This is a genomic window from Rhodococcoides fascians A25f, assembly GCF_000760935.2.
Lineage (GTDB): Bacteria > Actinomycetota > Actinomycetes > Mycobacteriales > Mycobacteriaceae > Rhodococcoides.
Map to the genome: position 1 here is coordinate 1,699,709 of NZ_CP049744.1, position 13,347 is coordinate 1,713,055.

At 64.8% G+C, this 13,347-nt stretch carries 15 protein-coding genes; 13 read left to right on the forward strand and 2 right to left on the reverse strand.

Annotated features, from left to right (window positions below):
• Nucleotides 1-28 precede the first annotated feature (28 nt).
• Nucleotides 29-1,456, forward strand: coding sequence for an HNH endonuclease signature motif containing protein (locus tag BH93_RS08220; protein ID WP_052064832.1), 1,428 nt, complete (start codon nucleotides 29-31; stop codon nucleotides 1,454-1,456).
• A gap of 87 nt (nucleotides 1,457-1,543) precedes the next feature.
• Here BH93_RS08220 and dapD read toward each other — a convergent pair whose 3' ends face one another.
• Complete coding sequence (gene dapD / locus BH93_RS08225; protein WP_037171561.1) at nucleotides 1,544-2,497, reverse strand: 2,3,4,5-tetrahydropyridine-2,6-dicarboxylate N-succinyltransferase; 954 nt, start codon at nucleotides 2,495-2,497, stop codon at nucleotides 1,544-1,546.
• 181 nt (nucleotides 2,498-2,678) lie between these two features.
• Here dapD and BH93_RS08230 point away from each other — a divergent pair, with 181 nt between their 5' ends.
• From BH93_RS08230 to BH93_RS08285, 12 genes are all read left to right on the forward strand, one after another.
• Nucleotides 2,679-2,822: a hypothetical protein gene (locus tag BH93_RS08230; protein WP_155290847.1), complete on the forward strand. Its 144-nt coding sequence runs from the start codon at nucleotides 2,679-2,681 to the stop codon at nucleotides 2,820-2,822.
• 46 nt (nucleotides 2,823-2,868) lie between these two features.
• Nucleotides 2,869-3,813 (forward strand): SMP-30/gluconolactonase/LRE family protein, encoded by a 945-nt coding sequence (locus tag BH93_RS08235; protein WP_037171558.1) that lies wholly within the window; start codon nucleotides 2,869-2,871, stop codon nucleotides 3,811-3,813.
• A gap of 10 nt (nucleotides 3,814-3,823) precedes the next feature.
• Nucleotides 3,824-4,909 carry a succinyl-diaminopimelate desuccinylase gene (gene dapE, locus BH93_RS08240; RefSeq protein ID WP_037171557.1) on the forward strand — a complete coding sequence of 362 codons (1,086 nt, stop codon included), beginning with the start codon at nucleotides 3,824-3,826 and terminating at the stop codon, nucleotides 4,907-4,909.
• Between the two features lie 10 nt (nucleotides 4,910-4,919).
• Nucleotides 4,920-5,687 (forward strand): TIGR00730 family Rossman fold protein, encoded by a 768-nt coding sequence (locus BH93_RS08245; protein ID WP_037171556.1) that lies wholly within the window; start codon nucleotides 4,920-4,922, stop codon nucleotides 5,685-5,687.
• Nucleotides 5,684-6,262 carry a TIGR00730 family Rossman fold protein gene (locus BH93_RS08250; protein WP_052064831.1) on the forward strand — a complete coding sequence of 193 codons (579 nt, stop codon included), beginning with the start codon at nucleotides 5,684-5,686 and terminating at the stop codon, nucleotides 6,260-6,262. The genes BH93_RS08245 and BH93_RS08250 overlap by 4 nt, the downstream gene beginning before the upstream one ends.
• A 91-nt stretch (nucleotides 6,263-6,353) precedes the next feature.
• Nucleotides 6,354-8,129: a long-chain-acyl-CoA synthetase gene (locus tag BH93_RS08255; protein ID WP_037171555.1), complete on the forward strand. Its 1,776-nt coding sequence runs from the start codon at nucleotides 6,354-6,356 to the stop codon at nucleotides 8,127-8,129.
• Nucleotides 8,130-8,165: 36 nt separating this feature from the next.
• A complete protein-coding gene (folP, locus tag BH93_RS08260; RefSeq protein WP_032375933.1) occupies nucleotides 8,166-9,026 on the forward strand; it encodes a dihydropteroate synthase in 861 nt (286 codons plus the stop codon).
• Nucleotides 9,023-9,952, forward strand: coding sequence for a glucosyl-3-phosphoglycerate synthase (locus BH93_RS08265; protein WP_037171553.1), 930 nt, complete (start codon nucleotides 9,023-9,025; stop codon nucleotides 9,950-9,952). Before folP ends, BH93_RS08265 begins: the two co-directional genes overlap by 4 nt.
• A 31-nt stretch (nucleotides 9,953-9,983) precedes the next feature.
• Entirely contained in the window at nucleotides 9,984-10,334 is a 351-nt protein-coding gene (locus BH93_RS08270) for a DivIVA domain-containing protein (RefSeq protein WP_037171552.1), read from the forward strand.
• Nucleotides 10,331-10,939 (forward strand): DNA-3-methyladenine glycosylase I, encoded by a 609-nt coding sequence (locus BH93_RS08275; protein WP_037171549.1) that lies wholly within the window; start codon nucleotides 10,331-10,333, stop codon nucleotides 10,937-10,939. The genes BH93_RS08270 and BH93_RS08275 overlap by 4 nt, the downstream gene beginning before the upstream one ends.
• A 95-nt stretch (nucleotides 10,940-11,034) precedes the next feature.
• Nucleotides 11,035-11,202 (forward strand): DUF3117 domain-containing protein, encoded by a 168-nt coding sequence (locus BH93_RS08280; protein WP_008714277.1) that lies wholly within the window; start codon nucleotides 11,035-11,037, stop codon nucleotides 11,200-11,202.
• Between the two features lie 103 nt (nucleotides 11,203-11,305).
• The gene (locus tag BH93_RS08285) at nucleotides 11,306-12,169 is read left to right on the forward strand and encodes a methyltransferase domain-containing protein (RefSeq protein ID WP_037171546.1); all 864 of its coding nucleotides are present in this window, start codon (nucleotides 11,306-11,308) and stop codon (nucleotides 12,167-12,169) included.
• Here the strand turns inward: BH93_RS08285 and glgA are convergent.
• On the reverse strand, nucleotides 12,139-13,302 hold the full coding sequence (gene glgA, locus BH93_RS08290) for a glycogen synthase (RefSeq protein ID WP_037171544.1): 1,164 nt from the start codon (nucleotides 13,300-13,302) through the stop codon (nucleotides 12,139-12,141). The genes BH93_RS08285 and glgA overlap by 31 nt on opposite strands.
• Nucleotides 13,303-13,347: the final 45 nt, after the last annotated feature.

Consider the following 13,347-nt stretch of genomic DNA (forward strand, 5'->3'; position numbering starts at 1 on the left):
TCGAACGCATGTTCGATACACTTGGCCCATGACAACGGAGATCTGGCAACTGAGCGAGTCCGAGCTACTCGCCGACGCCATCGCCGCCTCCCATGACATTCAGTTGCTCGAAGCCCGCCGTATCGCCCTCGTCGCCGAAATCGACACCCGCGTGAGCCGCGAGAAGCTCGGCTTCCCGGGCCCCGCCGGCTGGCTGACCTCCACCACCCTGCTTTCACCGTCCAAAGCCACCAAGATCGTCGCCCTCGCCCGAGGACTGAAGAACTTCCCCGACATCGCCGACGCCGTCAACACCGGCAGCATGACCATCGACCACGCCGCCCTGATCCTCACCTTCGCCGAAACACCACCGAAGAACCTCCCGCAAGAAGGCCGGGACATCGCCCGCACCGCGATGATCACCGCCGCCACCGGGCCCGGCGCACGTACCGGCCGCATCCGTGAAGCGATCACCAAACTCGAAGACACCTACGGCAGCAAGAAACCACCCCCCGAGGACACCGACCGCAACGAACTGTTCGCATCGAAGATGCTCAACCAGCGGCTCTGCCTCAAAGCCGACTTCGATGCCATCACCGCAGAAAAACTCTTCACCGCCCTCTCACCGTTGACCGAACCCCGCCCCGCAGCCGACGGCACCCCCGACGAACGCAGCCCAGCCCAACGCCGAGCCGACGCCTTCGGGCAGATCCTCGACCACTACCTCGCCTCGAAGGATCGCCCCACCGAGGGCGGCGAGAGACCTCACATCAACCTCCACATCACCCTCCGCGACCTTCAGAGCCGCGGCGACGACGTCACCGAAGACGAAAATTCGCACGCTGCACACGAATCCGATACCGACGCCACGGCAGGCGACAGCACAGACACAGACGGCAACGCAGACGGCGACGGCACACACGAGAACGCCTCCACCGCAACCGAACCCGATGACCTCACCGGTAGTGCCGATGGATGTGACGGTGCTACGCGACCGAGCCAGGATCGCGGCGCGTATCGGGACCTGTTCGGTGACGGCACCACCGTCGGGTGGCTGCCGTGGATGGGGCCACTCTCCCGCAATACGTCCCGGCAACTGGCCTGCGATTGTCTTCTCACCGCCATCGTCATGGACGAGAACGGTTCCCCGATCAACCTTGCCCGCACCGCCCGCACCGTCAACGCCAAACAGAAACGCGCGTTGACCGCCCGTGATCACGGTTGCGCGTTCCCCGGGTGCGGCAAACCCGCAGCCTGGACCGAAGGCCACCACATCTGGCACTGGACCGATGGTGGCCCGACCGACATGAACAATCTCGTCCTACTGTGCGGATTCCACCACCGACTGATCCACCACAGTGACTGGGAAGTGTTCATCGGCGCCGACAACCACCCGTGGTTCGTACCGCCGGCCACCGTCGACCCCTACCGAGAACCCCGACAATCCCACGCCAGAGCCGGCCCCCACATCGCGTAAGCCCATGCAAACAATACAGCCCCGCACCGAGAACACGGTGCGGGGCTGGAAGAGGTTGGCCCTAAAGCTAATTCGAGAACGTAGCTCTCAGTCGTTGGCGTGCAACACTGCGTTCAGTTCGACTCCGGTGCCCTTCCACGGCACCACCTCGACCGCACCCGAGAGCGAGTTGCGACGGAACAGCAGGTTGGACTTTCCGGTCAGCGTCGCCGCCTTCACCACAGTTCCATCCGGTCCGCTGACCTTCGTGCCCGCGGTGATGTAGAGCCCCGCCTCGACGACGCAATCGTCACCGAGAGAGATACCGAGTCCGGAGTTGGCACCGAGCAGGCAGCTCTTCCCGACCGAGATGACGTTCTTACCGCCACCGGACAACGTCCCCATGATGGACGCGCCGCCGCCGACGTCGGAACCATCGCCCACAACAACGCCTGCCGAGATGCGCCCCTCGACCATCGAGTTGCCGAGCGTGCCTGCGTTGAAGTTGACGAAGCCCTCGTGCATGACCGTCGTTCCGCTGGCCAGATGAGCACCGAGGCGCACGCGGTCGGCGTCGGCGATGCGAACTCCGGTGGGAACGACGTAGTCGACCAGACGCGGGAACTTGTCGACGCCGTACACCGTCACGTGCCCGCGGGCGCGGAGCTTCGCGCGCACCGTCTCGAAGCCGTCGACCGCAGCGGGGCCGAAGTTGGTCCATACGACGTTGGCGAGCAGGCCGAACACTCCGTCGAGGTTCTGCCCGTGCGGCTGAACCAGCCGGTGCGAGAGCAGATGCAGTCGCAGATACGCATCGTGCGCGTCGATCGGGGCGTCGTCGAGGGAGGCGATGCTGGTGCGAACCGCAACGACCTCGACACCGCGCGCGTCGTCCGGTCCGACGAGAGAAGCGAACTCCTCCGGGATCTCGGATCCCTCGAGTCGAGTGGTGCCGGTCTCGAAGCCCGACCCGAGCTCGGGGCTCGGAAACCAGGTGTCGAGAACGACACCCGACGTCGTGATGTTGGCAATACCTACTGCTGATGCTCCCTGTGCGCTCACGGCAGGAAGAATACGCGGTGGGTTTCGTGCGCGGGTTCACCCGTCATCGCGGGTACGCGGACTGTTTCCGGAATCCGATCCTGATGCCGCGTCGGTTCGTTACCGATTCGACTGTCGAGTGTGATCGCATCGGGATGCGGGTGTACGGGTAGAGGGCGGGGGAGCTGACAGAGTTTCTCCGATGACCACCCGCATCGGCTCGCGCAGCCGTGGAGCCGCCACGGTGGTGGCGGACGGCGTCTCTTTCACCGGATTGGTGACGACGCTGGCCACGACGATCGTCCTCGGAGTCGCCCTCGGTTTGGTTGTCGCAGGAGCGTGGTAGACATGCCCATCGGCTGACAGGGGGTCGCCGAGTCTGGGGGGGCGTCATGAGTTCGAGCAAGTCCACACGCACGCGTTCGGCAGTAACGGTGATCGCTGCTGCGCTGATCGCCGTGAGCAGCGCCGTTGTCGGTTCGGGCACCGCTGCCGCCGATCCCAACTGCGCCGGAGCCGGCGGTTCGTCGGCCGTGGTCACGAGAATTCCCGGGGCAGCTCTCGAAGGCCTGGCCGTCGACGCGTCGGGCCGCGCCTACGTCACCGACATCGTCTCCGGCCGGGTGTACCGCATCGATGCGCCGGGCCGGGCCGCGTATCCCATCGCGAAGGTTCCGAGCGGCGGCGGCGGAGCTCTGGCCTGGATGCCCGACGGCACACTCCTGGTCGGCTACGGAGCCGACCCTCGCGTCTTCGTCGGCGACCTCGTCAAGGCGGCCGGCATCGTTCGACTCGACGTGAACACGCTTGCCGTCACCCCATTTGCGACCGGCCTGAGTGCTGCCAACGGACTCGCTGTCGCTGCCGACGGAACTGTGTACGCCACCAACGACTTCGGCTCGCTCATCGGTCGGATCGGTCCCGACGGTTCCGTCGACCCGGACTGGGCTCGCTTTCCGAGCGCCAACGGCGCTGTCCTGGACGCCGCTGATCAGTATCTGTACGTCTCGCGAACATTCGTGAACCCAGGGGTCAGCCGAATTCCGATCGCCAACCCGTCGGCACCGGAGAGCCTCCTCGACCTGTCGGGACTGGGCTCCTTCGCAGCCCCGGACGGCCTGACTCTCGATTCCGCCGGACGCCCCGTGGTGCCGCTCAATGCCGGCGGATCCGTCGTCCGCATCGATGCGCCGGGGGCCACCTGCGTGATCGGCACCGGTACCCGGTTGACGAGTGTTGTCGCCTACGGTCGCTCCGAACAGGGTTTTTCGAGCGGACGACTGTTCGGTGCAGGCTTCGACGGCGTGGTCCGCGAGATTCCGGGACCCAAAGCCTAGGGTTGTCGGCGTGACGCTCGAACTGCATGCCGACCCGATAGATCTCACTGCTGCACTGGTGGACATCCCCAGTGTCAGTGAGGACGAATCGCGCATCGCCGACGAGGTGGAGCAGGCGCTCCGCGAGCAGACCACGGGCTTCGAGATCATTCGGAGCGGCAACGCCGTTCTGGCCAGAACCAACCGCGGACTCGGATCGCGGGTGATGCTGGCCGGCCATCTCGACACGGTGCCCATCGCCGACAACGTGCCGTCGAGGCGGGAACACGACAGTGCCGAGGGCGACATCCTGCACGGGTGCGGAACCGTCGACATGAAGTCGGGGGACGCCGTCTTCCTTCATCTCGCGGCGACCATCGACAACCCCGCGCACGACCTGACTCTGGTGTTCTACGACTGCGAGGAGATCGCGGCCTCGCGAAACGGACTCGGCCGCATCGAGCGAGAACTGCCGGAGTGGCTCGAAGCCGACGTCGCCATTCTCGGTGAACCGTCCGGCGGTTTCATCGAGGCCGGGTGTCAAGGGACGCTGCGGGTCCGGCTGACGGCGTCGGGAACGCGGGCGCACAGTGCCCGTTCCTGGCTGGGAGACAACGCAATTCACAAATTCGGTGCCGTACTCAACCGGCTAGCTGCGTATCGAGCTCGCACCGTCGACATCGACGGCTGCGTGTATCGCGAAGGGCTGCAAGCAGTTCGGATCTCCGGCGGCGTTGCGGGAAATGTCGTTCCCGACGCCGCCGAACTGGACGTGAATTTCCGGTTCGCGCCGGATCGCAGTGTCACCGAGGCCGTAGAGCATGTTCGTGAGGTGGTCGACGGGCTCGATCTCGGCTTCGAGGTCACCGACTCGTCACCGGGTGCCCTCCCCGGTCTGAACCAGCCCGCGGCGGCTGCGCTGATCGAGGCTGCGGGCGGGCAGTTTCGGGCGAAATACGGCTGGACCGACGTGTCTCGGTTCTCGGCCCTCGGCATCCCGGCGGTCAATTACGGGCCAGGCGATCCCAACCTCGCGCACAAGCGGGACGAACGCGTCCCCGTCGAGCAGATCAGCCATGTCACACAGGTACTCCGGAGCTACCTCTCCGCCGGATAGCCTGGACGCCATGAACAGCGTCGAGGGCCCCAGCAGTTCCGAGGGACACACCGAGAAGCCGGCCAGACACAAGGGATCCGTAGTACTCCGGCGTGGCCGAAACACCGAGACGTCCACCTCCGATCAACGCTTGCTCGACGAGCGAGGACCGGGCAACTGGATTCACTCCGATACCTGGCGAGTGCTGCGCATCCAGAGCGAGTTCGTCGAGGGATTCGGCGCGCTCGCCGAGGTACCGAAAGCCGTGACGGTGTTCGGGTCTGCCCGCACCCCCGTCGACCATCCCGAGTACGCCCGAGCCCGGCAGCTCGGCACCGCTCTCGCCGAGGAGGGCTTTGCCGTCATCACCGGCGGCGGGCCGGGCGTGATGGAAGGTGCCAACCGCGGTGCGAGCGAGGCCGACGGTTACTCGATCGGACTTGGCATCGAATTGCCGTTCGAGCAAGGACTCAACGAGTGGGTCGATCTGGGCGTCAACTTTCGATACTTCTTCGTTCGCAAGACCATGTTCGTCAAGTACTCCCAGGCGTTCGTCTGCCTGCCCGGTGGCTTCGGTACCCTCGACGAACTGTTCGAGGCGCTGACCCTGGTGCAGACCGCAAAGGTCACGAAGTTCCCGATCGTGTTGTTGGGCAAAGACTTCTGGTCGGGACTGCTCGATTGGATCAAGACGACTCTCGTGAAAGAAGGCAAGGTGTCCGAGAAGGACCTCGACCTCATCCACTGCACCGACAGCGTCGACGAGGCCGTCCGCATCGTCCGCGAGGCCCAGCAGTGAACAATTCGGTAGCGAGCAACCCAGCAACTGGGGGACACACGCTCAGTGTCTGCGTCTACTGCGCGTCGGGTCCCGTCGACTCCTCGTTCATCGAACTCGCTCGAGACGTCGGAACCGAGATCGGCCGACGTGGCTGGCAACTCGTCTCGGGCGGTGGCAACGTCTCGATGATGGGCGCGGTGGCCGCGGCGACGCGAGCGGCAGGCGGGAACACCGTCGGCGTCATCCCGAAGGCACTCGTGCACCGCGAGGTCGCGGACGTCGACGCCGATGAGCTGATCGTCACCGACACGATGCGCGAGCGCAAGAAGATCATGGAGGATCGCGCCGACGCGTTCATCACGCTGCCCGGCGGTATCGGAACGCTCGAGGAACTGTTCGAGACGTGGACTGCGGGCTACCTGGGCATGCACAGCAAGCCGATGGTGATGCTCGATCCGTTCGGACATTTCGACGGGATGATGCAGTGGATAGATGGTCTCCGGTCGACCGGATTCGTGCAACAGCGAGCACTCGACGCACTGGTCAGGACGACGACGGTCGAATCGGCGCTGGATGCGTGCGCAACGTTGTGACAGGTCACGAACCTTGCCCGCGGAGTGAGATGCTCAAACTTGTTACCCTCAAGTAGGGTAAGAAATCTCACACCGTCTCAAAGGGGAGTTCATGGCTGTCGATGCCCGTCAGAAAATTGGAGTGACCGACCTCGCGGTCGCGTTGCCGAAAATGGTGACGGAGGTGCCGAGCCTGCTCAAGGGTCTGGCGGGATTCACCCGCAAGCCCGATCACAAGGTGTCGATCGGCCTGATCTTTCAGGAGGCCGCTGCCAAGAACAGCAGCCGCCCGTTCGTGCGGTTCGAGGGTGAGTCGACCTCGTACAAGGACGCCAACGAGGTGGTCAACCAGTACGCCGCAGTGTTCGCCGACCACGGTGTACAGCGCGGTGACGTTGTCGGCGTGCTGAGCAAGAACCGTCCGGAGGCGCTGTTCGCCGCGCTCGCTGCCGTCAAGCTCGGTGCCACCGCAGGCATGCTGAACTACAACCAGCGCGGCGACGTGCTCGAGCACAGCCTCGGGATTCTCGACGCGAAGGTCCTGGTACTGGACGAGAACGCGCAGGAAGCTCTCGATTCGCTCGATGCGGAGCCGAAGGTGGGAGCGGTGCTGCCACTGAAGAAGCTGGCCGAGCTGGCCGCAACGGCGTCCACGGCCAACCCGAAGGTCACCGCGGAGATCCAGGCCAAGGAGAAGGCGTTCTACATCTTCACCTCGGGCACCACCGGCATGCCGAAAGCCAGCCTGATGAGCCATTTCCGCTGGCTCAAGTCGATGTCCGGGCTGGGCAACATGGGTGTCCGGTTGCGCAGCAACGACGTCATCTACTGCTGCCTGCCGCTCTACCACAACAACGCACTGACGGTGACGCTGTCCTCGGTGCTCGCCGGCGGAGCCACCATGGCCATCGGCAAGCAGTTCTCGGTGAGCAATTTCTGGGACGACATCCGGGTCAACAAGGCCACCGCGTTCACCTACATCGGTGAGCTGTGCCGCTACCTGCTGACGCAGCCGAAGAAGAGTTCGGATCGCGACAACTCGGTCAAGTTGATCGTCGGCAACGGACTGCGCCCGGAGATCTGGGAAGAGTTCACCGAGCGGTTCGGTATCTCCCGCGTCGCCGAGTTCTACGGTGCCAGCGAGTGCAACATCGCGTTCATCAACGCCCTGAACATGAAGAAGACCGCGGGCATCTGCCCGCTTCCGTACGCCGTCGTGCAGTACGACGAGGAATCCGGCAAGGCCAAGCGCGGCCAGGACGGCAAGCTCCGCAAGGTCGGCAACGGGGAGATCGGATTGCTGCTGTCCAAGATCACCGACCGGGCACCGTTCGACGGCTATTCCGACGACAAAGCCACCGAGAAGAAGATGGTGCGCGACGGCTTCAAGGACGGTGACGCCTGGTTCGACACCGGCGACCTGGTCCGCAAGCAGGGCTGGATGCACGTCGCGTTCGTGGATCGCCTCGGTGACACCTTCCGCTGGAAGGGCGAGAACGTGGCCACCACCCAGGTCGAAGGTGCCCTCGGCGGACACTCCTCGGTCGACGGTGCCGTCGTGTACGGCGTCGATATCGACGGAACCGACGGCAAGGCCGGCATGGCGGCGGTCACGCTTCGCGAAGGCGAAACCTTCGACGGCAAATCGGTCGCCGAGCACCTCTACGACAAGCTGCCGAGCTACGCGGTGCCGCTGTTCGTGCGTGTCGTGGACAGCCTGGAGCAGACGTCGACGTTCAAGAGCCAGAAGGTGGCCCTACGCAAGCTCGGGTACGAGGAAGACAGTGCCAGCGATCTGTACGTACTGCGCGGCAAGTCCGGTGGCTACGAAAAGGCGTACGACGGGTACGTCGACGAGGTCGCCGCAGGTAAGGCTCCCAAAGGCTGAGCACCCGAAAGATGCGCGCGTGTCACTATTGATTTCATGAGCACCCTCTGCGGCAAACCGGTTGCCGACGACCGCGCTTTGGTGATGGCCATCGTCAATCGCACCCCCGATTCGTTCTACGACGGGGGTGCGAATTTCACCGACGATGCCGCGATGGCGTCGGTGCACCGGGCAGTCGCCGAGGGTGCCGACATGGTCGACATCGGCGGTGTGAAGGCCGGTCCGGGCGACATCGTCGACGCCGAGGAGGAGATCCGACGCGTCGTTCCGTTCGTCGAGGCCATCCGGGGTGCGTATCCCGAGCTGCTGATCAGTGTCGACACCTGGCGTAGCGAAGTCGCCAGGTTGGCCTGCGGAGTGGGCGCGGATCTGATCAACGACACCTGGGCCGGAGCAGACCCCGAGTTGGTGCGCGTCGCGGCCGCCGAGGGTGTCGGCATCGTCTGTTCGCACACCGGTGGTGCTGTGCCGCGGACGCGTCCGTATCGGGTTCGGTATGCCGATGTGGTGGCGGACGTGATCGCGGAAGTCACCGCAGCCGCCGAGAATGCTGTCGCCGAGGGGGTGAAAAAAGATTCGATATTGATCGATCCGACGCACGATTTCGGGAAAAACACCTATCACGGGCTCGAGTTGTTGCGGCGCGTGGACGATCTTGTAAACACCGGGTGGCCTGTGCTCATGGCGCTGAGCAACAAGGACTTCGTAGGCGAGACTCTAGGGGTAGAGCTCGTCGACCGGTTGGAGGGAACATTGGCAGCGACAGCATTGGCCGCAGCAGGCGGAGCCCGAATGTTCCGGGTGCACGAGGTTGCGTCGACCAGAAGAGTCGTAGACATGGTGGCAGCGATCCAGGGGCTCCGAACCCCGGCGCGGACGGTCAGGGGTCTGGCATGACACTTGCGGATCGAACGGACGTGACCATGGCATGGTCCGAGACCAACAGCTGGGACGTCCCCGACTGGACGATCGCCGAACTGGAAGCCGCGAAGGCGGGCCGGACGGTGTCGGTGGTACTCCCGGCGCTGAACGAGGAACAGACCGTTGCCGCGGTCATCGACACGATTCATCCCCTGCTCGGGGGGCTCGTCGACGAGCTGATCGTGTTGGACTCCGGTTCTACCGACGAAACAGCCGTCCGCGCGGCGGCGGCAGGCGCGCGAGTCATCAGCCGCGAGGAAGCGGTCCCCGGAATCGACCCGGTGCCGGGCAAGGGTGAGGTGCTGTGGCGATCGGTCGCGGCGTCGACCGGTGATCTCATCGCCTTCGTCGACTCCGATCTGATCAATCCCGATCCGGCGTTCGTACCGAAATTGCTCGGCCCGCTGCTGATGGGCGACGGCATCCACCTCGTCAAGGGCTACTACCGCCGTCCGCTGCGGGTCAGCGGAACCGAGGATGCCAACGGCGGTGGACGTGTCACCGAGCTCGTGGCCAGGCCGCTGCTCGCTGCACTGCGACCGGAATTGACGGGCGTCATTCAGCCGCTCGGCGGGGAATACGCGGGTACTCGCGAACTGCTGTCCGCGGTGCCGTTCGCGCCCGGCTACGGAGTGGAGATCGGGCTGTTGCTCGATTCGTACGACAGGCTCGGTCTGCAGGCGATCGGTCAGGTGAACCTCGGTGTGCGCAAGCACCGTAACCGTCCGCTGGTAGAGCTCGGGGCGATGAGTCGGCAGATCGTCGGAACGATGCTGAACCGGTGCGGCATGGTCGATTCCGGTGCCGGGTTGATGCAGTTCCGGGTGGACGGTGATTCCTTCGAGCCGTTCTCGACCGAGGTGTCGCTGATGGATCGACCGGCGATGAACTCGCTGAAGTAGTCGTGTCGGGCGGGCGTGACAAGATCGTGGCATGTTGACGCTGCTGATCTACGTCGTCGTCATTGCTGTCGTCGCTGCTGCGTTGTTCTTCGTGGCGTCGACGGTGTTCGGTCGCGGTGAGGAACTGGGCCCACTGCCCGAGGGAACCACCGCGACCGTGCTGCCCGCGGAGGGCGTCACCGGTACAGACGTGCGCGCGCTGAAGTTCCAGCAGACCGTGCGGGGGTACAAGCCGAGCGAGGTCGATTGGGCGCTCGAACGGCTCGGCGGCGAAATCGACATGCTTCGGTCGCGGTTGTCTGCAGCGGAGGCCGGCGCAGAGTTGGGGTTCAGGCCCTCTGTCGACCACGAGCCGGGCACGACCGAACCGGGCGAGCGGTGAGCGCTGTCGCCGGACCGGACGGCAGGCTGCGCTGCCCGTGGGGTGCCACCGACGACGAGCTGTATCGGGATTACCACGACACCGAGTGGGGGCAGCCTCTGCACGGGCGAAACGAACTGTACGAACGGCTGTGTCTCGAGGCGTTCCAGTCCGGCCTGGCGTGGATCACGATCCTGCGCAAGCGCGAGAGTTTCCGGAGCGCGTTCGCCGGTTTCGACCCGGAACGAGTGGCACGATTCGGCACCGCAGATGTCGAACGGTTGATGAACGATGCGTCGATCGTGCGTAATCGCCTCAAGATCGACGCTGCGGTGAACAATGCTCGGGTCATCGTCGAGTTGACCGACACCGACCTCGACACCCTGCTCTGGTCCTTTGCGCCCGAACCCAGGCCCGGGCGGCTGACGGAGTCCTCCGACGTGCCTGCCTCGACCTCCGAGTCGAAGGCTCTGGCCAAGGAGCTCAAGCGTCGGGGGCTGCGATTCGTCGGTCCGACAACCGCCTATGCCTTGATGCAGGCCACCGGAATGGTCGACGATCACCTGTCGGGGTGTTGTGTGCAGGTCACGAATACCGACTCCGATTCCCGGTATCGAGGTCGATAGGGAAGAATAGGACTCAACACCCGTCGCCCCGCGACGAAATTATCTTTTAGGCCGAGGCGCCGTGCTGATGGGCGCAGATCTGGAGGGAGCAGAGGATGGCGGCGATGAAGCCCCGGACCGGGGACGGTCCCCTCGAAGCAACCAAAGAGGGACGAGGAATCGTCATGCGTGTCCCGCTCGAGGGGGGCGGCCGATTGGTCGTCGAATTGACCCCCGACGAGGCCGCGGCACTCGGAGACGAATTGAAGGGTGTCACCGGCTGATAGTCACGTCGATCGCTCGTCGCTCAGCCCCGCTCGCCGTACCGGCAAGCGGGGCTTTGTGTTGTGGCGACGAGTGTTCGTTCCGGTGTGAGAGAGGTGCTCGATGTTGACCGATGTCGTCGATCTGCTGCTGTGTCCGCAATGCCGGGCACGCGACGTCGAATCCGGCATGGACTTCGGCGATACCGATCGGACGCTGTTGTGCGATCGAGGACATTCGTTCGACGTGGCTCGTCAGGGCTACGTCAGTTTGTCGACCGGAGACGGCGGCAAGTTCACCGGTGACTCGGCGGAGATGATCGCCGCTCGCGACACGTTCTTAGGGAAGGGCCATTTCGACCCGATCGCGGCGGCGGTCTCGGCTGCCGTTCCGTCGGACAGCGAGGTGGTACTCGACGTCGGGGTCGGTACCGGTCACTATCTCGCGGCTGTGCTCGACGCCCGTCCCGATGCCCGGGGCATAGGCGTCGACGTCTCGAAGTTCGCTGCGCGTCGCGCTGCGCGATCACACGTTCGTCTGGGGTCCGTGGTCGCGGATATCTGGAGTGGCCTACCGGTGCGAACAGAAACCGCGGCTGCAGTGACGTGTGTGTTCTCTCCGCGCAACGCCGCCGAGTTCAGCCGAGTTCTCGTACCCGACGGCGTGCTGGTGGTCGTGACACCCACTGCGCGTCACCAGCACGAGCTGCGGGGCCCACTGGGCCTCATCGGCGTCGAGGAGAACAAGACTCGCAGGCTCGGTGAATCGCTGTCCGGCTTGTTCGAGCCGGTGGCAGAATCCCCGCTCGAATACTCGATGCTGCTCTCGCACCACGACATCGAGACATTGATCGGAATGGGCCCGTCGGCGCGGCACGGTGACCCCGAGTCGCGGTCCGCTGCGCTGGCGCAGCTACCGGACGGCATCGAGGTCACCGCGTCGGTGACAGTGTCGACCTATCGCCGCCGCGCCAACGCTGCGTCGTAGACGGCGAGGGTCTGCTGTGCGATCGACGCCCACGAGAACTCGGCGACGGCGCGCTCGCGTCCTGCCTTGCCCATTTCCGTCGCGAGTGCGGGGTCGAGGGCGACTGCGTTGACGGTGTCGGCCAGGTTCCGCTCGAATACGTCGGGTTCGTAGGAGTTGTAGTGCACCAGGCGTCCGGTGCGGCCGTCGTCGACCACCTCGGGGATACCGCCGACGTCCGATGCCACAACGGCGGTTTCGCAGGCCATTGCTTCGAGATTGACGATGCCGAGCGGCTCGTATACCGACGGGCATACGAATACTGCTGCTGCAGTGAGTATTTCGCGGATCTTGTCGGTGGGAAGCATGTCCTTGACCCAGAACACGCCGCCCCGCTGTTCGGCGAGCAGTGCCACCGCGCGCTCGGTTTCCGCTGCGATCTCGGGTGTATCGGGCGCGCCGGCGCACAACACGAGCTGGATGGACGGATCGAAGTGGTGGGCGGCCGCGATCAGGTGCCCGACGCCTTTCTGTCGGGTGATGCGCCCGACGAAGGCGACGATCGGCTTGCTTCGATCGACGCCGATCTCGTCCAGCGTCGAGGTGCCGTGATCGGCAAACCAGCGCTCGGTGTCGATTCCGTTGCGCACCACGTGAACCCGGCTCTTGTCGAGTCGCGGATAGGCGTCGAGCACGTCTTTGGCCATGCCCTCGCTGACGGCGATGACGGCGTCGGCGTACTCCACGGCGTTGCGCTCGGACCACGACGAGATGCGGTATCCGCCGCCGAGCTGTTCGGCCTTCCAGGGCCGGCGCGGTTCGAGCGAGTGGGCGGTGAGGATGTGGGGAACGTCGTACAGCTCGGCTGCGAGGTGGCCTGCGAGGCCGGTGTACCAGGTGTGCGAATGCACCACGTCTGCGCCCGAGGCCGCGTTCGCCATTCGCAGCTCGGCCGACAACGTCGTCAACGCAGCGTTGGCTCCGGCGAGAGCGGGATCCGGGTCGTGCACCTGCGCAGTGTCGCGGGGCGCGCCCATACAGTGGATGTCCACGTCGCACAGCGACTTCAACTGCGCGGACAACTCGGTGACATGAACTCCTGCGCCACCGTAGATCTCCGGGGGATATTCCTTGGTCATCATTGCTACGCGCACGTGAACGAACCTACATTCCCCAGCAGTTGTGCGTGTACTGCTCGC